The sequence below is a fragment of the Pseudomonas guariconensis genome (genome assembly GCF_040822035.1).
GTDB lineage: Bacteria > Pseudomonadota > Gammaproteobacteria > Pseudomonadales > Pseudomonadaceae > Aquipseudomonas > Aquipseudomonas guariconensis.
This window is the reverse complement of sequence record NZ_CP162012.1, coordinates 1,515,721-1,541,957: the sequence shown is the minus strand read 5'-3', so window position 1 is coordinate 1,541,957 and position 26,237 is coordinate 1,515,721. Positions and strand designations below refer to the sequence as shown.

The window sequence follows — 26,237 nt, the reverse complement described above, 5'->3', positions numbered from 1 at the left end:
TCCCCGGATTTCGCCGATGTCTGTAGAAGCGGGTTTACCCGCGGCTGCGGCAGCGCACTCAACGACGCATTCGCGGGTAGACCCGCTCCCCTAAGGTGTGCACGACGCTCAAGAACAGGGGGTGGCCCTCACTCGAAGATGGTGTTCTTGCCCGCAGCCTTGGCCCGGTACAGCGCTTGGTCAGCGCGCGCCAACAGACCATGCTGGTCCTCATCGTCCTGCCAGCGCACCACGCCAAAACTCATGGACAGGCGACAATCGCCGATCGGCTCCATGTCGTCCAGCGCCTGGCGGATCTGCGTAGCCAGCTCCACCGCCTGCTCCACCGGGGTCTGGGGCAAGACGGCGACAAATTCGTCGCCTCCCCAGCGCGCCAGCAGGTCCTGCTTGCGCAAACACGCCCGGACGCGCTCCACCGCCTCGACCAGCGCTGCATCGCCTCGGGCATGGCCGTAGCGGTCGTTGATCGGCTTGAAATCGTCCACATCCATGACAATCAGCGACAACGGCTGGCGGAAGCGCCGGGCACGCTCGCACTCCTGGCGTAGGGTCTTTTCCAGCCGATAACGATTGGCGGTGCGGGTCAGGGCGTCGCGCTCGGCGAGCTCGAGATTCTCGTCAAGCTGGCGCTGCAGTTGCTGATTGACCCAGGACAGCTCGCGGGTACGCTCGGCTACCTGGGTTTCCAGCGACTGGTTCCTCTGCTGCAGTTCGATCACCAAGCGCTTGCCCGCGTCGATGTTGCGGTGGGCGCCGAGCATGCGCGCCACCGAGCCATCTTCGTTGCGGGCGATAATGTGGCCGCTGTCTTCGATCCACAGATAGCTGCCATCCTGGCAGCGGCAACGGTATTCGATGCGGTAGCGCTCGTTGCGCTGGTTGATGTAAGCCTCGAAGTGGGCCATCACCCGTGGGTAGTCCTCGGGGTGGATCACGCTCTCCCAGGTCAGCACGGTGTTGGCCATCGAGTGGCTCTCGTAGCCGAGCATGGCGTACCAGCCAGGGTTGCGGTACACGTACCCGGAGTTGGCATCCCAATCCCAGATGCCGTCGCTGATCAGGTCGAACAAGGTATGCAGTTGCTGCTCGCTGAAGCCGGCAGGCATCGGCCTGGACTGCTGACTCATGGACGCTCTCTCCTGGTGTCCAGCAACTGCGCCTTTCTGGGCTGCTGATGGTCATGGTGATTGCCGCCAAGCGGCAAACCTGTGCCTCTGAATGGCAAGCTTAGCGCCAAACTCGATTGGATCCAGATAGCCGATGCGGCCGCTTTCATGCCTTTTCAAGCCGCTGGCACAGGTTTTGCCCCTTCGGTGGCGTCATTGATTCGCAAGGAGCAAACCTGATGATCACCCTTAATGGCCTGGGCTGGCAGACTGCCGTTCAGCAGTACAACCGCACCGGCGCCGAGCAGCCGTTGGCCGCAGTGCTGCCGATGCGCCTGCCCGTCGCCCCTGCCACCGCCACGCCACAGCAGAACGGCCAGAGCAGCACCTCCGGGCAGAACGCCGAGGATGCACGCAAGGAAGCCTTCGCCAAACTCATGGTGATGCTGCAGAACCCGGACGTCGCCGCGCGCCAGCAGGCCAGCGTCAACGAGCAGGACACCAGCGGTGCCCTGGAGGCGTTCCGCGACTACATGGCCAAATCACCGGAAGAGAAGATCAAGGAGAAGTACCTCGCCGAGCTGGGCCTGAGCGAGGAGGAATACAACGCCTTGCCGCCTGAGCAGAAGGAAAAGATCGACCAGCAGATCGCCCAGCGAATGCAAGAAGACGTAGAGCTCAAGACCCAGGCGAAGATGGCCGGGCGCCAGGACGTGGAGCTGTAAGCGCGCAGCCACCTCCCACAAGGCTAGCGCTGCGCTTGTGGGAGCTGGCCACGCCTGGGATGGGCCGCAACGCAGCCCCCTGTCACCTCACGGCTCCTTCACTCCTGTGGTATCGCCGATCAGCGACTGCGCCTTCAGTGCAGGCCGAGGCGCGGTGCGCAAATCAGCCACCTGGCTGGCCGTCACCGACGCTGCCTGGTTACCCCAACTGCTGCGAATGAAGTTGACCACATCGGCTACCTCCTGGTCCGTCATGCGCCAGGCGAAACCCGGCATGGTGAACGTCGATGGCGCAGTTGCCGTGGCCGGCAGGGTATAGCCGTCGAGCACGATGTGGATCAACGAGGTGGCATCAGCGCTCTGCAACACCGGGTTGCCCGCCAACGCCGGGAACACCCTCGCATAGCCCTTGCCATCGGTGCGATGACAGGCAGCGCAGTTGTCCACGTAGAGAGCCGCGCCGGGCTTGGTATCGTCCCCTTTCCACAATGCCTCGGCGACCTGGCGATCTTCCTGGAATGGCTTGTCGTCCGGATTCACCGGCGGCAAGGACTTCAGGTAGCGGGCAATGGCAGTCAGGTCGGCCTCGGTCATGTACTGCATGCTGTGCTCGACCACATCGCTCATGCCACCGAACACCGCGGTACGCTCGTTTCGCCCGGTCTTGAGGAAGGCGACGATTTGCGCCTCGCTCCAACTGCCCAGGCCATCCTTGCGATCCCCTCGCAGGTTCTTGGCGATCCAGCCTTCCAGCGGCGCGCTGCCGGAGAGGTAGGCATCCCCACCGGCAGCATCCAGGGCTTTTTCCTGCATGGTCAAAGCCCGGGGCGTATGGCAGGCGCCGCAGTGGCCAAGGCCTTCGACCAGGTAGGCGCCACGGGCCAGTACCGGGTCACGTCCTGCTGCGTCGAACGGTTTGACCTCAGGTGCGAACAAACCACGCCAGAACGCCAGCGGCCAGCGCATGCTCAGCGGCCAGGGGATATCGCTCTCTTTGTTTGCCTGCTCAACCGGCTGCACGCCGTGCATGAAATAGGCATACAAGGCCTTGATGTCGTCATCGCTGACCCGCGCATAGGACGGATAGGGCATGGCCGGATACAACGTGCTGCCGTTCAGCCCGATGCCCTGGCGCACGGCACGCTCGAAGTCTTCGAGGCTGTAGTCGCCAATGCCGGTCGGATCCGGGGTGATGTTGGTCGAATAGATCGTGCCGATGGGCGTCTGCATGGGCAGCCCACCGGCGAAGGGCTTGCCCCCCTTGGCGGTGTGGCAGGCCACGCAATCCCCAGCCCGGGCGAGGTATTCGCCCTGCTTGATCAAGGCCGGGTCGCTCATCTGGGCTGCGTGCAACAGGGTGCTGGCGCCCAGGCTCAGGGCGGCGATCAGAATACGTTTCATGGTCGGCCTCCTATGCCTGCACCAGCGGGCCGGGATTTTTCAGGTACTGCTCGCGAATGGCCCGCGCCGACCAGTACGTCAGCGCCGCTACCAGACCGGTGGGGTTGTAGCCCAGCCCTTGTGGGAAGGCCGAAGCGCCTGGCACGAACACGTTGTGGACATCCCAGCTTTGCAGGTACCGATTGATCGCGCTGGTCTTCGGATCGGTGCCCATGATCGCCCCGCCATTCAAATGAGTGGTCTGGTACACCGTGGCGTCGAAATGCTGACCGAACGCCTTCATCGACGCGGTGATCGCCTTGGGCCCCATGGCCTCGGCGATCTTGCGCATGCGCTCGACCATGAAGCGATTCATCTTCACGTCGTTGTCCTTCCAGTCGAAGGTCATGCGCAACAGCGGCTGGCCGTAGGCGTCCTTGTACACCGGGTCCAGATCCAGGTAGTTGTCGCGATAGGACTGATGCGCACCATGGGCATCCATCGACAGCATATGGCTGTAGCTATCGGCCACTGCGGCTTTCCAGGCGCTGCCCCATTTGGGCGTGCCCGGCGGCACCTTGGTACCGGAGATGGGTTTGGTCCCGGCCTGGTTGACCCAGAACGGCGAGCCGCCCACGAACCCTTCGGGGCCGTGGTCGAAGTTGTCGGCATTGAAATCGTCCACCGCCACGCCATTGCCCCCGGCGCCGATGAACGGGTTGGTGTGGTGGCTGTTCTTGTCGAAGAACGCCGTCACGGTGGAGAGGTTCTGGAAGGCGAAGTTGCGGCCCACGACGCCTTCATTGCTGATCGGATCGTACGGCTTGCCGATGCCCGAGAGCAGCATCAGGCGCACATTGTTGAACTGGAACGCACCGAGGATCACCAGGTCCGCCGGTTGCTCCACTTCACGGCCCTGGGCATCGACGTAGGTCACGCCGGTGGCGAGGTTCTTCTCGGCATTGAGGTTCACCCGCAGCACATGGGCATTGTTGCGCAGCTCGAAGTTCGGCACCTGGCGCAGGGCCGGAAGAATGTTCACATTGGGCGATGCCTTGGAATACATGTAGCAGGCGTAGCCACTGCAGAATCCGCAGAAATTGCACGGCCCCATCTGCGCGCCGTAAGGGTTGGTGTAAGGCCCGGAGGTATTGGCCGAAGGCAGGTTGTAGGGGTGGTAGCCCACTTCCCGGGCAGCCTTCTCGAACAGCTGCGCCGAAACGGTGTTCTTTTGCGCCGGCAGCGGGAAGTCATCGGAGCGGTCCGCAGCGAACGGGTTGCCACCTTTGTCGCGGCCCACCACCTGCCCCTTGATCGTCCAGGCGGTGCCGGAGGTGCCAAAGACTTTTTCGGCGAAATCGAAGTACGGCTCGAGCTCTTCGTAGCTGACACCAAAGTCCTGGATGGTCATGCCCTCAGGGATGAAAGCCTTGCCATAACGTTCCTCGTAATGGCTGCGCATGCGCAGTTCCATCGGGTCGACCCGAAAGTGCACGCCTGACCAGTGCAGCCCTGCCCCTCCGGTGCCTGTGCCAGGCAGGAAAGCGCCGAACTGGCGGTACGGGACGGCAAGGTCGTTCACGCTGTGGCGCAAGGTCACGGTTTCGCGAGAGATGTCCATGAACAGCTTCTTGCGCGAGTTGTAGGTCAGCTCGTCCATGGTCTGCGGATAGACCCCGTCCGGGTAGGTGTCACGGGCAGGGCCTCGCTCCAGCGCCACCACGTGCAAGCCTGCCTCGGTCAGCTCCTTGGCCATGATCGCGCCGGTCCAGCCGAACCCGACGATGACTGCATCGACTTTCTTCATCACTTGGGCCATCTCAACCTCGCTCGCCACTGATCGATACCGGCGGGAAGGGGTAACGCTCATCGCGCTCCACCCAATCCATGAAATCGGCGCGCGCGCCAGGGAAGCCAATCAGCTTCCAGCCGGCCAGCCCTTGGTTGCCACCGTGCAGTGGGTCACTGAAAAAGCCTTCGCGGGTATTGAGCCAGAGCATGGCGAAGAAGGTCACCGCCGGTACCGAGGCAAGTGCTGCCTGGCCGCTGTCCAACGCTTCCAGGGCTTGCTGCTTTTGGGCCGGGCCCAGCTCGGCGAACGGTTTGCCCCATTGCGCCTGGCACCAGGCATCGGTCTCCTGGATGCCCAGGCGGTAGATCTCCTGTGGGCTGAGCTTGAGCTGGTAGCCCAGTTCGGCCGGGGCATCCGGGCGGAACGGCCCCTGCATGTACCACAGGCCGCCGCTGCCATAGCGCGTATTGAGCTGACGGTCGATGAACTCCGGCACGCCGGCTTCGGCGGCGCCCGGGCCGAGTGCGTCGGATGGAATCAGCACGGCCACGGCGGCGCTGATGAAGGCCCACTCCTCGGCAGTGAAAAAGGTCGGCTGATAGGCACGCGCCCTTCCCTGTTCAGGAGCAGCGGCAGGTGAGGGATCGGCAGGCTTGGCGGTTTCAGCGAGCACCACGCTACCCATGCCGGTGCTGGCGAGGGTCGCCACCGGGATGAGCGTCAGGGATTTTCGCAAGAACTCGCGCCGCGCCGGTTGTGCGAAGGCAGGTTCGTCGTTGGACATGGCTCAGGTCTCTTCTTCAATAGGTCAATCAGGTCGTGCAAGGCATACGCTCCGTTGGTCGGGGCTGTTGTTTTGGGTAAAGCATAGACATCGGGGTTGTAGCGACGCGCTCGCAGGCAAGCCTGCGAGGGGGGAACGCGGGATTACCCTGCCCGGCGCTCCCAGGCCTGGGGGTTGACCAGGTTCGCCGGACGCTCGCCTGCCAATGCCGCGAGCAGGTTATCCACCGCACAGCGCGCCATGGCTTCACGGGTCTCTTCGGTGGCCGAGCCGATGTGCGGGGTCACCACCAGGTTGTCCAGTTGCAACAGCGGCGAGTTCGCCGGCAACGGCTCCTGCACGAAGACATCCAGCCCGGCACCGCGAATGCGCCGCTCACGCAAGGCCTGCAACACGGCAGGCTCGTCCAGCACGCGACCACGGGAGATGTTCACCAAGATCGCCGAAGGCTTCATCAAGGCCAGCTCAGGGGCACCGATGAGGTTCTCGGTTTGCGCGCTCAGGGGCACGCACAGGCAGACGAAATCCGACTCGGCCAACAAGGCCTGAAGACTGCGATGGCGTGCCCCGTAACGCGCCTCCACCTCGGGGCGCGGCTGGCGGGTGTGATACAGCACCTGCATGCCAAAACCAGCGTTGGCCCTGCGCGCCAAGGCCTCACCGATACGACCCATGCCGACGATACCGAGGGTCTTGCCATGCACGTCGCAACCAAACTGCGCAGGGCCTATCCCGGCGCGCCAATGGCCGTCGCGGATCCAGCCGTCCAGCTCCACGACCCGCCTTGCGCAGGCCAGCAGCAGGGCGAACCCGGTGTCGGCTGTGGTCTCGGTGAGCACGTCGGGGGTGTTGGTCAGCAAGACACCGCGCCGGTCCAGCTCAGCGATGTCGTAGTTGTCCACCCCCACCGAAACGCTGGAGACCACCTCCAGTTCCGGCGCCAGGTCGAGCAGTTCGTCGCCCAGGCGCAGGCTCGCACCCAGCAGGCCGTGGGCGCCTGGCAGTGCCGCGCGCAGGCGGGCCAGACCGTCGGCCGCGGGCGCCTCGACCAGCGTCACTTCGGTGTGGGCCTGCAAACGCTGCATGAGCTGATCGGACAGGCGTTTGTAGAGAACGATGCGTTTCTTCATGGTCGGATCCTATTGACTGGGCGCCAGGCGCGGGCGCTGCACCTGTTGCGAAGGGTTGAGAACGGCGGTCAGGGCCACAGCCACCAGCAGCGCGCCGCACATGAACAGGTAGGAGGCACCTGGGCCACCCGTGGCGCCATTGAGGTAGCCCACCAACCACGAGCCGGAAAACGAGCCCAAGGCCCCCATGCTGTTGATCAGGGCCATGGCACCGCCGGCGACATTGCTCGGCAGCAGCTCCGGGACGATGGCGAAGAACGGGCCATAGGGGGCGTACATGCAGGCACCGGCAATCACCAGCAACGTGTAGGACCACCAGAAGTGCTCGGTGCCCAGAACATAGGAGCCATAGAACGCCAAGGCGGCGATCAGCAATGGCGGCCAGACGAAGCGTTTGCGCTTTTGCATCCGGTCCGAGGTCCAGGACACGCCCAGCATGGCCAGCACCGCCCCCAGGTAGGGGACCGCCGACAGCCAGCCAGCGGTAACGATGTCCAGCGCGGCAGCCTGCTTGAGAATCGATGGCAGCCAGAGCACGAAGCCGTAGACCCCAATGCTCCAGCAGAAGTATTGCAACGACAGGATGATCACCTTGGGCGAGCGGAAGGCTTCGCGGTAGTTCTTCACCGGCTTGATGCCCTGCTGCTCTGCGGCCAGAGCCTCGCGCAGCGCTGCCTTGTCTTGCGCGGCCAGCCACTTGGCCTGTTCTGGGCGGTCATCCACCAGGCGCCACCAGATGAAGGCCCAGAGCACGGCAGGCAACCCTTCGATGATGAACATCCAGCGCCAGTCGAAGTGCTTGACCAGGTAGCCGGAAACCACCGACATCCAGAGGATGGTCACCGGGTTGCCGAGGATCAGGAAGGTATTGGCCCGCGAGCGCTCGGCCCGGGTGAACCAGTGGCACAGGTAGATCAGCATGGCCGGCATCACCGCCGCCTCGACCACCCCCAACAAAAAGCGGATGCCGATCAACAGGTAGACGTCCTGGACCATGCCCGTGAGCGTCGCCAGCCCACCCCAAAGGATCAGGCTGACGAAAATGAGTTTCTTCACGCTGCGCTTTTCGGCATAGATGGCGCCGGGAACTTGGAAGAAGAAATAACCGAGAAAGAACAGCGCCCCCAGCAGCGAGGACAGGGCCGGGGTGATGTGCAAGTCATCGGCCATGCCTGAGGCCGCCGCGAAACCGTAGTTGGCACGGTCGAGGTAAGCGAGGCTGTAGGTGATGAAGACGATCGGCATGATGTACCACCAACGCCGTGGAGCAATTCGGTCGATCTGCATGGTGTGTCTCCTGAGCTTTTTGTTCTTGTTGCAACAGGTGCCGGCCAGGCCGGCAGGTTCGGTCGTCATGCGCTCGCGCGCATCTCGAAATGGTCCAGCTCAAAGCGTTGCGGCAGCCCTTCCATGTCTCCGCGCGATTGCACAGCCCGGCTGCCACACCAGTTGCCGCGCGTCACGGCGCGACGCAGGTCGTGGCCTTCGAGCAAGGCGCTGATCACGCCGACGGCAAAGGCATCGCCCGCCCCCACCGTATCCACCACCTGGGCCACCGGCTGCGGCGCTACCATGCCCTCGGCGCCCGCGGTATTGCGGTAGTACGCGCCTTGTGCCCCAAGCTTGATTGCCACCTGCTGCACACCACGCTCCAAGTAGAAGCCGGCGATGGCCTCGGGTGACTGCCTGCCGGTCAGCAGACGCCCCTCCTCCAGGCCCGGTAGCACCCAGTCGGCCTTGATCGCCAGGGCATTGATTTCCTGCACCATGGTCTGCAAGTTCGGCCACAGCGACGGGCGTAGGTTCGGGTCGAAGGACACACTCCGCCCACAGGCACGCATGGCATCCAGCAAACTGTGGGAAAGTTCACGGCAAGATGCCGACAAGGCTGGTGGGATACCCGTGGCATGGAGGTGTCGCGCTTTGAGCAGGCTTGGCCGTAGCACAGCGGATGACAGGTGACTGGCCGCAGAGCCACGACGAAAATACTCGACCTGCGGATCTCGCCCGTCGTCGCAGCGGGCCTTGAGTTGAAAACCTGTCGGATGTTCAGGGTCGATTTCGACGTCGTCACAGCTCAGCCCCTCACGGCGCAGGCTGGCGAGCACGAAGGCGCCGAGAGAGTCGGCGCCCACCCGGCTCAGCCAGTTCACTTTCAGACCCAGGCGGGCCAGGCCGATGGCCACATTGCTGTCGGCTCCGGCGATGCGCTTGGCGAATCCCTCGACCTGGGCCAGATCGCCACACTGCTCGGCCACGAACATGGCCATGGTTTCGCCGAAGCAGAGCACGTCCCAGTCAGCCATGGCACACCTCCGCCTCGAGCGCGGCCAACTGCACAACCTGCTCACGCGTGAACGTCAATAGATCGTCACTCACCAGGGGGTACTCGATTGCCCGCGGCACGCCTGGGGCAAAACAGGCCATCAGCTCACGCCAATCGGCCAAATCGCTCGCTTGCGGCGGGATCGCCGCCCTGCGGCCATCGGTGCGGCGCTCGACGGCCTTGCAGTGCACGTAACGCACCCAGGGTCCCAAGGCCCGCGCGGCCTGCAGGGGACACTCGTCCTGCCAGTACCAGTTACCGATATCGAAGGTCATGCCCGGTGCCAGGCCTAGGTTCGCAGCACGCTGGAAGAAGCTCAGCAACGGCTGCAGACGCCCGCCTTGAACGGTCTGGTCGTTCTCCACGTAGAGGGCTGTCCCCTGCCCCAGCAATGGGCGCAAGGCCTGAAGGTCGCAACTCTCGCGATAGTGGCCGAGGGAGACCTTCAAGGCTACAGCGCCAACCTCGTTGGCCAATTGCAACCGTCCCGCCACGTGCGGCTCCAAACTGCCATCCTCGCGCCACAGCTCCAGCGGTGTGGAGAACAGGCTTTCCAGGCCCAGCGCCGCACTGGCACTGGCAAGTTCGGCGGCGTCAGGCCATGCCTCGAACAACTCCTCGCGCCACTCCACGCGACACGCACCGGCCGCAGCCAGCAGAGGCAGGTAAGCGAGCTGACCATGGTGGCGTACGGTATCGGCGCCGAAGCTCGACAGGCTGATGGAAACAGGGTTCGCGTGCATCGTTGTAGTCCTTGTTCTTGTCGAATGAAACCGGTTTCATTTCCAGGTAAAAAACAGCGCGACACGCAGGCCGCGCTGTTTTTCAGTCAATGGGTCGGCTGGAACCTCGAACGATGAGTTCAGCACGAAGGTCCAGGCGCCGGGCGGGCAATCGACTGCCTTGCATACGCTCCAGCAGGCACTGGAACGCGGCCGCGCCGATGCGCTCAGTGGGTTGTGCCAGGGCAGTGATGCCGCCCCCGACCAACGGGTACCAATCCAGATCATCGAGGGCGACCAGGCCCAGATTATGGAACGGATGCTCGGCACGTCGGTGCAGATGCCGCATGACTTCAAGGGTAGCCACACCGTTGCAGCTGAACAGCGCCTGCGGACCATAACCTGCGCCCGCCAAAAATCCTGCCAACTGCTCCGGCAGGCGACTGCTCACTTCCAGGACTTGACCGCGCATGCCGGGCCTGCGTGCGATGGACGCCTGGAACGCAGACACCCGCTCCTGACGCGAACTGGTGCCATCGAGGGGCTCGGTGACCGCCAGGATGTCGCGATAACCTTGCCGCTGCAGGTGCTCCAATGCTTGTTCGACGGCGTCGGTGTTGTCTAGCCCCACCAGGTCGGTCTGCAGCTCAGCCAGTTGTCGGTCCACCAGCACCATCGGCAGCTCGCGGCCCAAGCTGGCCAACTCACCCGCATGGTGGCCAAGGGTGTTCACGATCAGACCATCGACGTTGTACGACTGCAGCGCCTGCAAGTGCAGGCACTCCTGTTCGTCATCGCAGTCGGTGTTGCACACCACCAAGCTGTAGCCATGCTGGCGGCAAGCCAGCTCGACGCCATGCATCACCGCCACGGAATAAGGGTTTCGGATATCGGCCAGCAGCATGCCGATCAGGCCGGTACGGCCTCGCTTGAGCGCGCTGGCCATGCGATTGGGGCGATAACCGAGCCGTTCGATCACCGCCTCGATACGTTGGGCAGTGGCATCGGCGAGCAATTGCCGGTCGCCGCCGATGTAGCGCGAAACCGTAGCCTTGGAAACGCCGGCAGCCTGGGCTACCTCGCTGATGGTGACCCGCCCGCGGGCAGGCGCATGCATCTTGTTCACCCTATGACCTTCTTGTCTGTACTTATGGGCAGGGTTATGAAAACGGTTTCAATAAATCAGGGATACGGAATTCCGTCAATCGAAAATCCCAAGGGGGACTGATTGCTTGATGATCGGTGATGGGGGACGAAAAGGTAATGCAGCATTACCGAAAGATGGCGTCCCCGGCAGGAATCGAACCTGCATCAAGGCCTTAGGAGGGCCCCGTTCTATCCATTAAACTACGAGGACGGATAGCTGGACTCCCACACGGGGAGCTCCATTCAAGATGCTTCGCAGCAGCCAGACTGGTGTGCGAAGGCGGCGAGCATCTTAACCAGCGTTCAACCGTTTGTCATGCCTGAATCGGCTTTTTAGCCGTAGCCCTTTTCAGCAAAGCAAGACTGCTCAGGCCCGCAGGAACGGCACCTCCAAGCGGGTCATGCCTAGACAGCCGGCTGCGCGATCACGCCCTCCTCGACCAGCAAGCGCAGCAAGGCCTTGACGGTATCGGCCAGGGAAGTCGAGTTGTCCAGCACATGCACGTCAGGGTCATCTCCGGCCTGCAACAGGGCACTGCGCGCCAGGCGCTGCTCGACCTGCTCCACTGACTCCCGCCCCCTGGTCAACAGCCGCTCACGAAGCACCTGGGGCGCCACTTCCAGGCGAATGGTCAGCAGGTTTGGATACCGCCGGCGCGCTTCTGGCAAATAACCACGAGACCCATTGACCAAGACATGGCGACCACTGGACAGCCATTCATTCACCTGCACCGGAATCCCATACTGCAGGCCGTTGGCCTGCCAGTGCATGGCAAATTCCCCGTCCTCGCACATCTGCTCGAACACCTCGGGGCTGACGCTAAGGGCAGCCTCCCCCCTGGACTCGGCCGATCGGGTAATGACGCGTCTGGCGACTTCGACGCCGTTTTCGAGTAAATGCACGCGCGCAGCATCAATAAGGGAATCTTTTCCCGATCCAGACGGTCCTATCAGAAATATCAGGCGACCTCCCAGCCGGGACGTCCCGCTTGCGTCATGTCGCATAGCCACTATGCTCAAATGAGGGAACCTGCATATTTTAAGGATTTTCTATAGCCATTGCTGATTTTTGACAGATTTTGGCGGCAATAAACTGACAGCCTCACGAGTCGAAAAAAGCAAAACTTTTCAAACCAGTACTCATTTCTGATAATTGGTACTGGCAAAAAGCCTTTATTCGGATCACTATTTGTCACAGAATTGACGCCAATGAAACGGCGGCCATAGGGCAAGATGAGCACCCAGATTTGAGAACACGGTTGAACATTTTGTCACCGCCACGGTCGTAGCCACCACCGTGCGGCCAATTTGAGAACCGCTTCCCCTGAACCAGAAAAACCGGTCAATGTATATGCGCCCAATGAAACAGGCTATCTATTCAAGCCGCACCGCTGACAAGTTCGTCGTCCGCCTGCCAGACGGAATGCGTGAGCGCATTGCCGAGGTAGCGCGCAACCACCACCGCAGCATGAACTCCGAGATCATCGCACGCCTGGAACAAAGCCTTATCCAGGAAGGTGCGCTGGGCGACGAGCTCAGCATGCGCCTGGACAGTCCCGAGCTGAGCCTGCATGAGCGCGAGCTGCTGCAGCGCTTCCGCCAACTCTCCCACCGCCAGCAGAACGCGCTGGTCGCCCTCATCGCTCACGATGTGGAAATGGCTGCAGACGCTTCCTGAGTTTTGCACCATCCATAAAAAAGCCAGCTCAATGCTGGCTTTTTTATTGCAGATCTGGTCCGGATGCTCAGAGCAGGAACAAGGTGGCCAACCCTAAAAAGATGAAGAAACCACCACTGTCGGTCACGGCAGTGATCATGACACTCGACCCCATCGCTGGGTCGCGCCCCAGACGGGTCAGGGTCATCGGAATGAGTACCCCCATCAACGCAGCCAGCAACAGGTTCAGCGTCATCGCGCCGGTCATCACCAGCCCCAGCGACCAACTGCCATAAAGCCAGAAGGCCACTGCACCTATCACCCCACCCCAGATCAGGCCATTGAGCAGCGAAACCGCCAGCTCCTTGCGCATCAGACGACCGGTATTACCCGGCGAGACTTGGTCCAGTGCCATGGCACGTACGATCATGGTGATCGTCTGGTTACCAGAGTTGCCACCAATACCCGCAACGATCGGCATCAAGGCGGCCAGGGCGACCAGCTTCTCGATGGAGCCTTCGAACAGGCCAATGACCCGCGAAGCCACGAAGGCGGTGATCAGGTTAATGGCCAGCCATGCCCAGCGGTTACGCAGCGAACGCCAGACCGAAGCGAAGATGTCTTCTTCTTCGCGCAGACCCGCCATGTTGAGCACTTCGCTCTCACTCTCCTCGCGGATGAGGTCGACCATTTCATCGATGGTCAGACGACCGATCAAACGGTCACTTTTGTCCACGACTGGCGCGGAAATCAAATCGTATCGTTCGAAGGCCTGGGCGGCATCATAGGCATCTTCCTCGGGATGGAAGGTCACCGGGTCATTGGCCATGACCTCCGCGACTTTCTTTTCCGGGTCGTTGACCAGCAGACGCTTGATCGGCAGCACGCCTTTGAGGATGCCGTCGTAGTCGACCACGAACAGTTTGTCGGTATGGCCAGGCAGCTCCTTGAGCCGGCGCAAGTAACGCAACACCACTTCCAGGCTGACGTCTTCGCGGATGGTCACCATCTCGAAGTCCATCAGCGCACCGACCTGCTCCTCGTCGTAGCTCAGGGCCGAGCGTACGCGCTCACGCTGCTGCGCATCGAGGCTTTCCATTAGCTCATGGACAACATCTCGCGGCAATTCCGGCGCCAAGTCGGCCAGTTCGTCCGCATCCATCTCCTTGGCGGCCGCGAGCAACTCGTGATCGTCCATGTCGGCGATCAAGGTCTGGCGTACGGCGTCGGAGACTTCGAGCAAGATGTCGCCGTCACGCTCGGAGCGCACCAACTGCCATACCGTCAGACGGTCTTCCAGCGGAAGAGCTTCAAGAATATAGGCGATGTCGGCGGGGTGCAGGTCGTCGAGCTTGCGCTGCAGCTCGACCAGGTTCTGACGGTGGACAAGGTTTTCCACCAGATCGTGGTGGTGACCTTCCTGACGGTGCGTCAGGTCCTCGACCACCCGCTGGCGCTGCAACAGTTCGATCACCTGGGCCAGGCGATCCTGCAGGCTCTCTTGGGCTTTCTTTACTTCTACTTCGGTCATAGGCGAACTCCACTCCCAGCAGCGGAGCACGCCGGGAGAATCAATCGGTCAGATCTAGCTTGGTAAATCGTGTTATCGAGTAACTACTGGGTAAGTCCATGGTGGTATTCCACTAGCCCCGGCGGGGCTGACGGGCGCAATCATACACTGCATCAGCTGTCAGATCGCTTAAAATTTTGGCCAGAACAATCGTTTGCGCGATGAAGCTACGACAACGCTCGAAACCAACAGTGCGACGGCGGCAAAAAAGAAAAAAGCACATACGACAGAATGTGTCAGACCTGTGCAACACCTGTTCTTGAGGGCATCGCACCTGGAATGAGCTTAGTTCGACATTGCTGACAATTCAGCGACACGGAAAAACAAAAAGCCCGCTCTAATCGAGCGGGCTTCTTGGTGTGTGGCGGACTCAGGAGGATTCGAACCTCCGACCGCTCGGTTCGTAGCCGAGTACTCTATCCAGCTGAGCTATGAGTCCGTAGGGTGGTATTTTTAGACCAGATTACCACTGGTTGCTGAAGCTGCCTTGACTGGCAAAACCGCCTCAAAAGTGGCGGACTCAGGAGGATTCGAACCTCCGACCGCTCGGTTCGTAGCCGAGTACTCTATCCAGCTGAGCTATGAGTCCGTAGGTGGTATTTTTTAGACCAGGTTACCACTGGTGAATGAACTGCTTTGACTTAACAAAACCGCCCATTAAATGGCGGACTCAGGAGGATTCGAACCTCCGACCGCTCGGTTCGTAGCCGAGTACTCTATCCAGCTGAGCTATGAGTCCGTGTCTTGCCGTGCATTATAGTTCGCTGAATCGCTTTGCCAAGCACTTTTTCGTTTAATTTCAACGACTTAAGTGATCTGCCAATTACAGCGCCCTACACGAAAAATGGCGGTGAAGGGGGGATTCGAACCCCCGATACCCTTATGAGGTATACTCCCTTAGCAGGGGAGCGCCTTCGGCCACTCGGCCACCTCACCGCAACACGGGGCGTATAATAACCAGACCCTTCCCCGTTTGCAAACCCTTTTTTGAAAAAAAATCGATAAAAATTAAAGGGTTGGTTCTTCGTCCTTCTCTTTCTTGATCCGCAGGTAGATTTCTTCGCGGTGAACGGCCACTTCTTTAGGGGCGCTCACACCAATACGCACCTGGTTGCCTTTCACACCCAGGACCGTCACGGTGATCTCACCGTCTCCAATGATCAGGCTCTCGGCGCACCGACGAGTCAGAATCAACATAACTTTCTCCTCACGCAATTCAATCAGGGACAACAGTCTGTAATGGGCAGGGCCTAGGCCGGGAAAGCAGCAGGCCCAGGTGAGCCATCGCGCGAGGCAGGACAGGTACCTGCGCAACAGCCAGAAACGCGAAGGGCGCGGCAAGCCGCGCCCCTCCAGGCAGCGTCTTACTCGCCCTGTCGGGCAGGAGCGTCAAGTTCGAACGCGGTGTGCAGCGCGCGAACAGCCAGCTCCAGATACTTCTCTTCGATGACGACCGAGACTTTGATCTCGGAGGTGGAGATCATCTGGATGTTGATGCTCTCCTTGGCCAGGGCTTCGAACATGCGGCTGGCGACACCCGCGTGGGAGCGCATGCCGACGCCTACGATGGAAACCTTGGCGATGTTGGTGTCGCCGATCACTTCACGGGCGCCGATTTCACGGGCGGTGTTCTCCAGCACGCTATGCGCCTTCTCGTACTCGTTGCGGTGCACGGTGAAGGTGAAGTCGGTGGTGTTATCGTGCGAGACGTTCTGCACGATCATGTCGACTTCGATGTTCGCCGCGCTGATCGGACCGAGGATCTTGAAGGCAACGCCGGGGGTATCCGGCACGCCGCGAATGGTCAGCTTGGCTTCATCACGGTTGAAGGCGATACCGGAAATGATCGGCTGTTCCATGGATTCCTCTTCATCAATGGTAATGAGGGTACCCGGACCCTCCTTGAAGCTGTGCAGCACGCGCAGCGGAACGTTGTACTTGCCTGCGAACTCGACCGAGCGGATCTGCAGCACCTTGGAGCCGAGGCTGGCCATTTCCAGCATCTCCTCGAAGGTGATCTTCTCCAGGCGCTGTGCCTGTGGCACCACGCGCGGGTCGGTGGTGTAGACACCATCGACATCGGTGTAGATCTGGCACTCATCAGCCTTGAGCGCTGCCGCCAGGGCCACGCCGGTGGTGTCGGAGCCGCCACGACCGAGGGTAGTGATGTTGCCGTGCTCATCGACCCCCTGGAAACCTGCCACCACGACTACGCGACCGGCCTTGAGGTCGGCGCGAATCTTCTGGTCGTCGATCTGCAGGATGCGCGCCTTGTTGTGCGCACTATCGGTGAGGATTCGCACCTGGTTGCCGGTGTAGGACACTGCCGGCACGCCACGCTTGATCAGGGCCATGGTCAACAGGGCAATAGTCACCTGTTCGCCAGTCGATACGATCACATCCAGCTCACGCGGGACGGGATGATCGGTAATCTGCTTGGCCAGGTCGATCAGGCGATTGGTTTCTCCGCTCATGGCCGAAAGCACTACCACCAGGTCGGTGCCTTGGTCGCGGAATTTCTTGACCTTGTCGGCAACCTGCTCGATCCGCTCGATGGAACCGACAGAGGTGCCGCCAAATTTCTGTACGATCAACGCCATTTCAAAGCTGCCTCAGCCCACGATGGGCACCCAATAAACAATCCATCACGCCAAGGCCCACTACTAGACAGTGGGCCTCGGTCATCTCAAAGCCCCTGCTCGGCGAACGGCACGGCCAGGGCCAGGGCATCGTCCAGCGCAGCGACGTCGACGCCACCACCCTGGGCCATGTCCGGACGGCCACCGCCCTTGCCACCGACTTTCGCAGCGGCCTGTTTCATCAGGTCACCAGCCTTGAGTTGGCTGGAGAGGTCCTTGGTCACGCCGGCCACCAGCACGACCTTGCCCTCATGCTCGCTGCCCAGCAGGATCACTGCGTGGCCGAGCTTGTTCTTCAGCTGATCGACCAGGGCCAACAGAGCCTTGCCGTCCTGCCCATCCAGGCGAGCGGCGAGAACCTTGGCGCCCTTGACCTCAACGGCCGCATTGGAGAGATCGTCCCCGGCGGCGCTGGCGGCCTTGGCCTGCAGCTGCTCGAGCTGCTTTTCCAGCTGACGGTTGCGCTCGAGCACAGCCGACAGCTTGTCGATCAGGTTGTCACGATTGCCCTTGACCAGCTGCGCGGCTTCCTTGACCTGCTCTTCGGCAGCGTTCAGGTAGGCCAGCGCGGCGGCGCCGGTGATCGCTTCGATACGGCGTACGCCAGAGGCCACGCCGCCCTCGCTGATGATCTTGAACAGGCTGATATCACCGGTACGCTTGGCATGGATACCGCCGCACAGCTCCACCGAGAAGTCGCCACCCATGGTCAGCACGCGCACGGTATCGCCGTACTTCTCGCCGAACAGGGCCATGGCGCCCTTGCGCTTGGCGGTTTCGATGTCGGTGATCTCGGTTTCCACCGCAGTATTCTTGCGCACTTCGCGGTTGACGATGTCTTCCAGCGCCTTGATCTGTTCAGGCTTCACCGCCTCGAAGTGGCTGAAGTCGAAACGCAGGCGCTGGCTGTCGACCAACGAACCCTTCTGCTGGACATGCTCGCCCAGTACTTGGCGCAGCGCTTCGTGCAGCAGGTGAGTGGCGGAGTGGTTCAGCGAGGTGGCGTGCTGCACGTCGGCATCGACCTGCGCCGCGACCTCGGCACCCACGCTCAGCGCGCCACTGGCGACAACGCCGTGGTGCAGGAAGGCGCCACCGGTCTTGGTGGTGTCACGCACATCGAAACGCATGTCGCCGGCCTGCAGGTAACCGGTGTCACCTACCTGGCCGCCGGACTCGGCGTAGAACGGGGTGCGATCCAGGATCACGACGCCCTGCTCGCCTTCGCCCAGTCGCTCGACGGACTGACCATCCTTGTACAGGGCAACGACCTTGCCCTTGCCTTCGGTGGTGCTGTAGCCGAGGAAGTCAGTGGCTACATCGACCTTCACCAGGCTGTTGTAGTCCATGCCGAAGGCGCTGGCGGAGCGGGCACGCTCGCGCTGGGCCTCCATCTCGCGCTCGAAGCCGGCTTCGTCGATGGTCAGTTCGCGCTCACGGGCGATGTCGGCAGTGAGGTCCATGGGGAAACCGTAGGTGTCGTACAGTTTGAACACCACGTCACCTGGCACTACGTCACCCTTGAGCTGGGCCAAGTCCTGTTCGAGGATGCGCAGGCCTTGTTCCAGGGTCTTGGCGAACTGCTCTTCCTCGGTCTTGAGAACGCGCTCGATGTGCGCCTGCTGGGCTTTGAGCTCAGGGAAGGCGTCGCCCATTTCGGCCACCAAGGCCGCGACGATCTGGTAGAAGAAGCTGCCCTTGGCGCCGAGCTTGTTACCGTGACGGCATGCACGACGGATGATGCGGCGCAACACATAGCCGCGGCCCTCGTTGGAGGGCAGTACACCATCGGCGATCAGGAAGCCGCAGGAACGGATGTGGTCGGCGACAACTTTCAGCGAAGGTTGATCGTCGTTGCTGCAACCGATGGCCTTGGCCGCGGCGGCCAGCAGACTGCGGAACAGGTCGATCTCGTAGTTCGAGTGCACGTGCTGCATGACCGCACTGATGCGCTCCAGGCCCATCCCAGTGTCCACCGACGGGGCCGGCAGCGGGTGCAGGACGCCATCGGCGGTGCGGTTGAACTGCATGAAGACGTTGTTCCAGATCTCGATGTAGCGGTCGCCGTCCTCTTCTGGCGAACCGGGTGGGCCGCCCCAGATGTCCGGGCCGTGATCGTAGAAGATCTCGGTGCATGGACCGCATGGGCCGGTGTCGCCCATGGTCCAGAAGTTGTCGGAAGCGTACGGCGCCCCCTTGTTGTCACCGATGCGCACCATGCGCTCGGCCGGTACGCCGACTTCCTTGGTCCAGATGTCGTAGGCTTCGTCGTCGCTGGCGTAGACGGTGACCCAGAGCTTTTCCTTCGGCAGGTTCAGCCACTTATCGGAGGTCAGGAAGGTCCAGGCGAAGGTAATGGCATCGCGCTTGAAGTAGTCGCCGAAGCTGAAGTTGCCCAGCATTTCGAAGAACGTGTGGTGACGAGCGGTATAACCGACGTTTTCCAGGTCGTTGTGCTTGCCGCCGGCGCGTACGCACTTCTGGCTGCTCACGGCACGGGTGTAGGCGCGCTTCTCCGCACCCAGGAAGCAGTCCTTGAACTGGTTCATGCCTGCGTTGGTGAACAGCAGGGTCGGGTCGTTGTTCGGGATCAGCGAACTGGAGGCGACTCGGGTATGTCCCTGCTCTTCGAAGAAGCGAAGGAAGGCTTCACGGATTTCGGCGCTTTTCATAGGTTCTTCCACGGAAACGGCGGCCCTAAGGGGCAAACACGTCGACGAAACGACGGCAAAGGGCCGCATTATATCGGTCCTGCAAGCAAGGTGCAGTGTGTTTATGCGATAGAAAGCGTCGTTTCGACGGCTTTTAAGGCGCTTGCAAATTAAAAAGACATGGCCGGATGCTAAATGCAGCCTTTCGCCACTGGCAAGCCCATTACCGCCCAAGGGAATGGAAAATGGAACAGACGGTGAATGAAAAGGTTTTTATCAGAGATTGGCGGCCAGAATCGGACTGCCCCCCCATTAGCACAGGGGCCACCTTTTCGGCCCTACATGTATAGCGACGCGTCCGCCCTCTACCGACTTAGCCTGCCCTCCCCATTCAAAGGAGGTCACGCTGATGACAACCCAAGCAGCAAACGCACAGATCATCGATGGCAACGGCAAAGTTCAGGAAGTCGCTATCGGCGAGATGGACGAGGCCATCGCCTACGACAATCCGACCGAGTCACAGCTCACCGCAGCACGGGTCTATTTCAACTACGAGCTGTTTGATCTCTACAAGGCAAGCAATGTCCATGTTCAGCGCAGGCTCATCGAAGCGATCGACGCCGGGACTGTGGCCGGCACACTCGACGAAATCCTGGTCTGGCTCACCACCACCGACGTGACACTGCGCCAGGAAGGCGCCTTCACCCTGCAAGCCGATGGCCAGCCTTTGACCATCCAACAAGCCTCGCCGAAGCAGCGCATTCATCTGCTGTTCATGGGCACGGAAGCCCCGGCGCATCTCACCGAGGGCATCACCCTTCCTCTGCGCGTGGACGGCAACGCAGGCGCGCAGGCGCAATTCGAGGTCACGGCGATCGACCATCTGTATCTCTACGGCACACCGCAGTTCCAGGAAAGGGTATTTGAGCAGTTGGCCTTGCTGCCAGGCTATCCGCAGCTCAGCCGGCTATTGGATACGGCGCGCAAGCAGTACGCCACGGTGCCTGACATCGTATTGATGCAATGCCATGCAGGCCCGCCCCAACAGGGCCCCGGCTTCGACCTGCACAGGGCGATGCCGGACAAGTACGCCCATCTGTTGAGCGGAAACTACACAGTCGTGCTCTATGATCCCTACGATGCAGAAGGCCTCGACGGGCTCACCACGCTCCTGCGGATGCTGCAACACGCATACGACACCCTGGCGTCCGGCATGTTATTCCCAGCCCCAACGCAGGGCGACTGACCACCTCAAGGCCGGCTGAGACCGGCGCCGGACACAATGAAAACCCCTGCCCTGAGGCCGCTTTTGGCCTTGGGGCAAGGTTCAGGATCTGGGTATGAGCTTGGCCAAAGAAAGGCGCGGACGCGCCAGGCCTGGAAGTACGAGAGTCTGCGAACGCGTCAGCCAAGCTCACCGGCCAACGCAGGCACGATCAAGATGCCAGCGCGCAGCCCATTCCTGACCTTGGGGTTGGGGAAAATGATGCGCGCGCCCTCCTCCTCGACGACCCAGCGCATTTCAGCCAGGTCTTCAGCCAGCAGGTAGCCCTTGCTGAGCTCAGAGAAGTTTTCGATGTCAGCGGGCAGGTGCAGGTGGAAGTTATCGCTGTGCTTGATGATCTCGCGGGCGACGCTGAACAGCTGCAATCCATCGAGGCTCTCTTCGCCCTCAGGCTCGTTGCCCTCGATGATCTGCAACAGGCGAGCCTGCAAGCGGTCCAGGTTGACTTGCTGGTTATGACCAAACGGCCGCGCCTTGCCCAGCTCCAGCGTGAAAGCCTCGGCTTCCAGTTGCTCGTAGGTGAAAGCACTGAAGGTGATCGATGACTTGTTCTGCAGCAACACCGCTTCCATCCCCGCGGCGTTCAGGCGAGCCAGCTCACGACGGGAATGGCGACGCCCTTCCTTGTACGGATACAGCGCGAACTGCTCGATCTTCGAACCCCGGATCGCCGTGTGCAGGTCGTAATGCAGGCGGGTACGCCCCGGCAGGCTGAAGAACACCCGGGCGAACTGCTCCAGCTCTGCCGCGCGCAAGGCCTCGGGGCCACTGGAGAGTTCATGCCGACCGTTGAACAGGCGGTTGATGTCTTGCTCGACGTAACGCTCGCCCTTGCGGATCGCCTCGGGATTGCCGAACAGGAACAATACACGCGCCCGTGGCTTGATCTCGCCACGGGCCACACCGTGGAGGAGCTCGTCGAGCAGTTCAATGGGTGCGGTTTCATTGCCGTGGATGCCGGCCGACAGCAGCAGGTCCAGGCCATTGTCCTTGCCTTCGGGCGGACGTACCTCAAGGGCGCCCTCCCCCAGCCAGCGCAAGCGCACGCCCTCGACCGTCACTTGCGTTTTCTCGGCCGGTTCATGATCGGCCAGGGTCAGGTCAAGCAGTTTTCCGAGGGCGAGCATAGGGCGTTTCCTTAGTGATGGTGACCGCAATCCGGGCCATGCACGTGATCGTCGTCACCGACTTCAGCCGGCTCCATTTCCAGTTGCAGGCTGACCAGGTTGGTCGCCATGGGGCGCAGCAGCAGGTTGGCGTATTCGGTATCGCCTTCCTCCACGTCGACGCCGATCAGCAGCTGGCCGCGGCCATCCTGCTGGATCCAGACTTCCTTGCCCTGCCAGACCACAGCAAAGCGAGTGCAGGAGGTTTCCAGCTGGGTACCATCGTTGTCTTCAAGGATCAGCCGCAGGGCATCGGACATTACAAGTTCTCTCTCAAGGTTGGCGTTGGAACGGATAGACCGAACCCAGTTTCAGGATTTGGGTCAGCTCATCCAGTGCCGTACGGCATTCGTCCAGCAGTTGCGGGTCGGCCAGGTCCGCTTCGCTCAGGCGATCGCGGTAGTGCTTGTCGACCCACTGGACCAAGGTATCGTACAGCGGCGCGGTCATGATAACGCCTGGATTGACCGCTGCCAGTTCGTTGTCCTTCAAAGCGACCCGCAGACGCAGGCAAGCCGGGCCACCGCCGTTCTGCATGCTCTGCTTGAGGTCGAACACCTGGACTTCCTTCACCGGGCCACCCTGGCTGGTCAACTGCCCCAGGTAGGACCATACCCGCTCGTTGTTACGGCACTCCTCCGGCACCACCAACAACATGGAGCCATCATTCCGGCTGAGCAGCTGGCTATTGAACAGGTAGGAGCGCACCGCGTCCTCCACCGTCACCTCGGCCCGCGGCACACGGATCGCCTGGAAGTTGCCGCCCTTGCTGGCCAGTTTAGCCTGCAACTGGCCAAGCACCGTATCGGTCTCGAGGAAGGCATCCTCGTGATAGAACAGCACTTCGCCATTGCCTACCGAAATCACGTCGTTGTGGAACACACCCTGATCGATCACCGCCGGGTTCTGTTGAGCGTAGACCACACCGTCATCGGCGAGCCCGTGCAGCCGTGCCACAGCCTGGGACGCTTCCAGGGTCTGGCGCGCCGGGTACTTCTGCGGCGCCGGGTACCGGCTGTCGAAGGCGCTGCGCCCGTAGACGAAGAACTCAACGCCTGGCTCGCCATAGGTACGGCAGAAGCGCGTGTGGTTGGCCGCACCTTCGTCACCGAATTGGGCGACTGCCGGCAGGGCCTGGTGGTGGGCGAAGTGCTTTTCGTCCGCGAACATGGCGCCCAGCACACGGCTGGTGGTGGGATGCTCGATACTGCGGTGGTACTTGCAGTTCAGGTTGGCAGCGGTGAAATGCACGCGGCCATCGGCGGTGTCGGCGCTGGGGCTGACGGTCGCGGCGTTGGCCACCCACATGCTCGAGGCCGAGCAGCTTGCCACCAGCAGAGGCATGGCCTCTTTCGCCGCGCGGCGGATCACCTCGGCGTCGCTGCCGCTGAAGCCCAGGCGACGCAAGGCTGCAACGTCCGGACGCTCCTGCGGGGCCAGCACGCCTTGCTTGAAGCCCATGTCGGCCAGAGCCTTCATCTTCGCCAAGCCTTGGCGCGCCGCTTCACGCGGGTTGGACTGCTGCTGGCTGTTGCTCTGCGAAGCCACGTTGCCGTAGGACAGACCACCATAGTTGTGGGTAGGCCCCACCAGGCCATCAAAATTCACTTCGTAGGATTTCATCGGCTAGGCTCCGAGACCTGTTGTTATAGGGTGACGCCCGGCGTCAGGGTCGCCGGCAGAGTGAGGCTCGCGGTCTCCAGCGAAGCCACTGGGTAGGCGCAATAATCAGCCGCGTAATAGGCGCTGGCGCGGTGGTTGCCGCTGGCCCCGACGCCACCGAACGGCGCGCTGCTGGCGGCGCCGGTCAGTTGTTTGTTCCAGTTGACGATGCCGGCGCGACTGCGCAGCCAGAAGTACTGGTAGCGCGCCCGGGAGTCCGACAGCAGCCCTGCGGCCAGGCCGTACTGGGTGTTGTTGGCCTCGTCGATCGCGGCATCGAAGTCGCTGTAGCGGATCACTTGCAGCAGGGGGCCGAAAAATTCTTCGTCCGGGCGGCCAGCCACAGCAGTGACGTCGATGATGCCGGGGGTCAGCAGGGCAGCGCCGGCTTGTGGCTGGGTCATCTCCAGCAGCGCCACGGCGCCTTTACCCAGCAACTCGGCCTGGGCATCCAGCAGTGCGCGGGCAGCCTGCAGCGAAATCACCGACCCCATGAACGGCGCCGGTTGCTGGTCGAACGCGCCGACACTGATGGCACGGCTGACTTCGACCAGACGCGCCAGCAGCGCGTCACCCCAGGCGCCTTGAGGCACCAGCAGGCGGCGAGCGCAGGTGCAGCGCTGGCCGGCGGAAATGAAGGCAGACTGGATGATGGTATAGACGGCAGCGTCCAGGTCCTGGACCTCGTCCACCACCAACGGGTTGTTGCCGCCCATCTCCAGGGCGAGGATCTTGTCCGGACGACCAGCGAACTGCTGGTGCAACAGGTTGCCGGTACGGCTGGAGCCGGTGAAGAACAGACCATCGATACCGGGATTGGCGGCCAGCGCGACACCGGTCTCACGGGCGCCTTGCACCAGGTTGAGCACGCCTGCCGGCAGCCCCGCCTCGATCCAACACTTGACGGTCAGCTCGGCCACCTTGGGGGTCAGCTCACTGGGTTTGAACACCACGCAATTGCCCGCCAGCAAGGCCGGGACGATGTGGCCGTTGGGCAGGTGCCCAGGGAAGTTGTAAGGGCCGAACACCGCCACCACGCCGTGGGGTTTATGTCGCAGCACGGCAGTGGCGTCGGCCAGGGGCCCACTCTTCTCGCCCGTACGCTCACGGTAGCTCTGCACCGAGATGGCCACTTTGTTGACCATGCTGGTGACTTCGGTGGCCGATTCCCACAGAGGCTTGCCGGTTTCCTCGCCGATGCAGCGGGCCAGGGCGTCACCATTGGCCTTGAGCTTTTCGGCAAAGGTTTCCAGCACACCGATGCGCGCATCCAGGCTCAACTGCGCCCAGGCTGGAAAGGCCTGGCGTGCGGCCTGCACGGCTGCCTGCACCTGCGCCTCGTCGGCCCCCTGCCCCTCCCAGACTACGGCCTGGGTCACCGGGTTGAGCGATTGCAGGGCCTGGCCCTGCCCGGCCTGCCATTGGCCGGCGATGTAATGGGTCGTCATTTAATTGGCCTCCCGGCTAGCGGACAGCGTCACGGCGCGCACACTGTCGCCGGCCCCCAGGCGCAGGCGCTTGGCGGTCTGTGGATCGACTACCAAAGTGCCAGCCGCCAGGCGTGCCGGCGCCGCGGTGATGCGGCAGTCCTCGCGCTTGCGGTTATGAATCAGATAAGGGGTCGCATCGTCGCCTGGCGTCCCGACCGCCAGCACCAGGGTCTGGCTTTCGCGCACGGCACGGATCTTCGAGGTTTCGCATTCGATGGCCGGGCCGGCGTCGAAGATGTCGACATAGCCCTGGTAACTGAAGCCTTCGCGCTTGAGCATGGCCAGCGCAGGCTCGGTGTCGGGGTGCACACGACCGATGATGTTGCGCGCAGCCTCCGACAGGAAGCAGGTATACAGCGGGAACTTGGGCATCAGTTCTGCGATGAAGGACTTGTTGCCTACACCGGTAAGGTAGTCGGCCTGGCTGAACTCCATCTTGAAGAAGTGCCGTCCCAGGCTCTCCCAGAATGGCGAACGACCGTTCTCGTCGGACATGCCACGCATTTCGGCGATGATCTTGTTGCCGAACAGCTCTGGGAATTCGGCGATGAACAGCATGCGCGCCTTGGACAACAGGCGGCCATTGAGGCCGCTGCGGTAGTCGCCCCGCAGGAACAGGGAGCACAGCTCGGAGTTGCCCGTCAGGTCGTTGGCCAGGAACAGGGTCGGGATCTCGCGATAGATCTTCAGTTCCTGGGAGGCGCTGACGGTCAGGCCGACGCGGTAGTTGTACCAAGGCTCGCGCAGTCCCACGGCGCCGGCGATGGCGCAGATGCCGACCACCAGGCCTTCGTCGTTCTCCAGCACGAACAGGTAGTCGGTATCAGCGCGCTCGGCCTCGCCACGGAAGCTCTTCTCGGCCCAGCCGACACGGTGTCCGAGGCGACCTTCGTTGGCCGGCAAGGTGGTCAGGCCGGTGCCGGTGCTGCGTGCCAATTCGATCAGCGCGGGTAAGTCGCTGCTGCGTACGGGACGAACGATCATGCTATCTCCTTGTGCGGCGGCT

General features: G+C 61.9%; 22 protein-coding genes and 5 tRNA genes. 3 read left to right on the top strand and 24 right to left on the bottom strand.

The annotated features are described in order from the left end of the window. Positions 1 to 128 precede the first annotated feature (128 nt). Positions 129 to 1,127, bottom strand: coding sequence for a diguanylate cyclase (locus AB1N67_RS07005; protein ID WP_043210958.1), 999 nt, complete (start codon positions 1,125 to 1,127; stop codon positions 129 to 131). A 218-nt stretch (positions 1,128 to 1,345) separates the two neighbouring features. Here AB1N67_RS07005 and AB1N67_RS07000 point away from each other — a divergent pair, with 218 nt between their 5' ends. Then, the gene (locus tag AB1N67_RS07000) at positions 1,346 to 1,831 is read left to right on the top strand and encodes a hypothetical protein (protein ID WP_232092049.1); all 486 of its coding nucleotides are present in this window, start codon (positions 1,346 to 1,348) and stop codon (positions 1,829 to 1,831) included. A gap of 87 nt (positions 1,832 to 1,918) precedes the next feature. Here the strand turns inward: AB1N67_RS07000 and AB1N67_RS06995 are convergent, their stop codons facing one another. The 10 genes from AB1N67_RS06995 to phnN form a co-directional block, all read right to left on the bottom strand. Continuing rightward, the gene (locus AB1N67_RS06995; protein ID WP_367863624.1) at positions 1,919 to 3,232 is read right to left on the bottom strand and encodes a cytochrome c; all 1,314 of its coding nucleotides are present in this window, start codon (positions 3,230 to 3,232) and stop codon (positions 1,919 to 1,921) included. 10 nt (positions 3,233 to 3,242) lie between these two features. After that, positions 3,243 to 5,030 carry a GMC family oxidoreductase gene (locus AB1N67_RS06990; protein WP_182941522.1) on the bottom strand — a complete coding sequence of 596 codons (1,788 nt, stop codon included), beginning with the start codon at positions 5,028 to 5,030 and terminating at the stop codon, positions 3,243 to 3,245. 1 nt (position 5,031) lies between these two features. Next, entirely contained in the window at positions 5,032 to 5,787 is a 756-nt protein-coding gene (locus tag AB1N67_RS06985; RefSeq protein ID WP_367863623.1) for a gluconate 2-dehydrogenase subunit 3 family protein, read from the bottom strand. 143 nt (positions 5,788 to 5,930) lie between these two features. After that, positions 5,931 to 6,917, bottom strand: a complete 987-nt coding sequence (locus AB1N67_RS06980; protein ID WP_043210968.1) for a D-glycerate dehydrogenase — start codon at positions 6,915 to 6,917, stop codon at positions 5,931 to 5,933. 9 nt (positions 6,918 to 6,926) lie between these two features. Then, positions 6,927 to 8,204: an MFS transporter gene (locus tag AB1N67_RS06975; RefSeq protein WP_317847087.1), complete on the bottom strand. Its 1,278-nt coding sequence runs from the start codon at positions 8,202 to 8,204 to the stop codon at positions 6,927 to 6,929. Between the two features lie 65 nt (positions 8,205 to 8,269). Further along, positions 8,270 to 9,223, bottom strand: a complete 954-nt coding sequence (locus AB1N67_RS06970) for a sugar kinase (protein WP_090345415.1) — start codon at positions 9,221 to 9,223, stop codon at positions 8,270 to 8,272. After that, a complete protein-coding gene (locus AB1N67_RS06965; protein ID WP_043210974.1) occupies positions 9,216 to 9,986 on the bottom strand; it encodes an AP endonuclease in 771 nt (256 codons plus the stop codon). Before AB1N67_RS06965 ends, AB1N67_RS06970 begins: the two co-directional genes overlap by 8 nt. A gap of 82 nt (positions 9,987 to 10,068) precedes the next feature. Further along, positions 10,069 to 11,082: a LacI family DNA-binding transcriptional regulator gene (locus AB1N67_RS06960; RefSeq protein ID WP_043210991.1), complete on the bottom strand. Its 1,014-nt coding sequence runs from the start codon at positions 11,080 to 11,082 to the stop codon at positions 10,069 to 10,071. 165 nt (positions 11,083 to 11,247) lie between these two features. Beyond that, positions 11,248 to 11,322, bottom strand: a tRNA-Arg gene (locus AB1N67_RS06955). A gap of 194 nt (positions 11,323 to 11,516) precedes the next feature. Beyond that, on the bottom strand, positions 11,517 to 12,116 hold the full coding sequence (gene phnN / locus AB1N67_RS06950; RefSeq protein WP_367863622.1) for a phosphonate metabolism protein/1,5-bisphosphokinase (PRPP-forming) PhnN: 600 nt from the start codon (positions 12,114 to 12,116) through the stop codon (positions 11,517 to 11,519). Positions 12,117 to 12,462: 346 nt separating this feature from the next. Here phnN and AB1N67_RS06945 point away from each other — a divergent pair, with 346 nt between their 5' ends. Next, complete coding sequence (locus AB1N67_RS06945) at positions 12,463 to 12,789, top strand: Arc family DNA-binding protein (RefSeq protein WP_003254499.1); 327 nt, start codon at positions 12,463 to 12,465, stop codon at positions 12,787 to 12,789. Between the two features lie 67 nt (positions 12,790 to 12,856). Here the strand turns inward: AB1N67_RS06945 and mgtE are convergent, their stop codons facing one another. From mgtE to alaS, 8 genes are all read right to left on the bottom strand, one after another. After that, entirely contained in the window at positions 12,857 to 14,299 is a 1,443-nt protein-coding gene (mgtE, locus tag AB1N67_RS06940) for a magnesium transporter (protein ID WP_043210979.1), read from the bottom strand. Between the two features lie 401 nt (positions 14,300 to 14,700). Next, positions 14,701 to 14,777, bottom strand: a tRNA-Arg gene (locus tag AB1N67_RS06935). A gap of 73 nt (positions 14,778 to 14,850) precedes the next feature. Next, a tRNA-Arg gene (locus AB1N67_RS06930) sits at positions 14,851 to 14,927 on the bottom strand. A 73-nt stretch (positions 14,928 to 15,000) separates the two neighbouring features. Beyond that, a tRNA-Arg gene (locus AB1N67_RS06925) sits at positions 15,001 to 15,077 on the bottom strand. Positions 15,078 to 15,183: 106 nt separating this feature from the next. Further along, a tRNA-Ser gene (locus AB1N67_RS06920) sits at positions 15,184 to 15,274 on the bottom strand. Positions 15,275 to 15,346: 72 nt separating this feature from the next. Then, entirely contained in the window at positions 15,347 to 15,535 is a 189-nt protein-coding gene (gene csrA, locus AB1N67_RS06915; protein ID WP_043209419.1) for a carbon storage regulator CsrA, read from the bottom strand. A 167-nt stretch (positions 15,536 to 15,702) separates the two neighbouring features. Further along, positions 15,703 to 16,938: an aspartate kinase gene (locus tag AB1N67_RS06910; protein ID WP_043209416.1), complete on the bottom strand. Its 1,236-nt coding sequence runs from the start codon at positions 16,936 to 16,938 to the stop codon at positions 15,703 to 15,705. Between the two features lie 86 nt (positions 16,939 to 17,024). Further along, a complete protein-coding gene (alaS, locus tag AB1N67_RS06905) occupies positions 17,025 to 19,649 on the bottom strand; it encodes an alanine--tRNA ligase (protein ID WP_043209414.1) in 2,625 nt (874 codons plus the stop codon). A gap of 388 nt (positions 19,650 to 20,037) precedes the next feature. On the opposite strand from alaS, the gene AB1N67_RS06900 reads away from it, so the two are divergent. After that, positions 20,038 to 20,874 (top strand): hypothetical protein, encoded by an 837-nt coding sequence (locus AB1N67_RS06900; RefSeq protein WP_182941528.1) that lies wholly within the window; start codon positions 20,038 to 20,040, stop codon positions 20,872 to 20,874. Between the two features lie 158 nt (positions 20,875 to 21,032). Here the strand turns inward: AB1N67_RS06900 and astE are convergent, their stop codons facing one another. Genes astE through astA form a run of 5 tightly spaced genes read right to left on the bottom strand, consistent with a single transcriptional unit; the run spans position 21,033 to position 26,215 of the window. Beyond that, on the bottom strand, positions 21,033 to 22,040 hold the full coding sequence (astE, locus tag AB1N67_RS06895; RefSeq protein ID WP_043209412.1) for a succinylglutamate desuccinylase: 1,008 nt from the start codon (positions 22,038 to 22,040) through the stop codon (positions 21,033 to 21,035). Positions 22,041 to 22,051: 11 nt separating this feature from the next. Beyond that, positions 22,052 to 22,339 (bottom strand): hypothetical protein, encoded by a 288-nt coding sequence (locus tag AB1N67_RS06890; RefSeq protein WP_043209409.1) that lies wholly within the window; start codon positions 22,337 to 22,339, stop codon positions 22,052 to 22,054. A 13-nt stretch (positions 22,340 to 22,352) separates the two neighbouring features. After that, positions 22,353 to 23,702, bottom strand: coding sequence for an N-succinylarginine dihydrolase (astB, locus tag AB1N67_RS06885; protein ID WP_250034596.1), 1,350 nt, complete (start codon positions 23,700 to 23,702; stop codon positions 22,353 to 22,355). Positions 23,703 to 23,725: 23 nt separating this feature from the next. Next, positions 23,726 to 25,189, bottom strand: coding sequence for a succinylglutamate-semialdehyde dehydrogenase (gene astD, locus AB1N67_RS06880; protein ID WP_182941532.1), 1,464 nt, complete (start codon positions 25,187 to 25,189; stop codon positions 23,726 to 23,728). Then, positions 25,190 to 26,215, bottom strand: a complete 1,026-nt coding sequence (gene astA, locus AB1N67_RS06875; protein ID WP_043209403.1) for an arginine N-succinyltransferase — start codon at positions 26,213 to 26,215, stop codon at positions 25,190 to 25,192. Between the last annotated feature and the right edge of the window lie 22 nt (positions 26,216 to 26,237).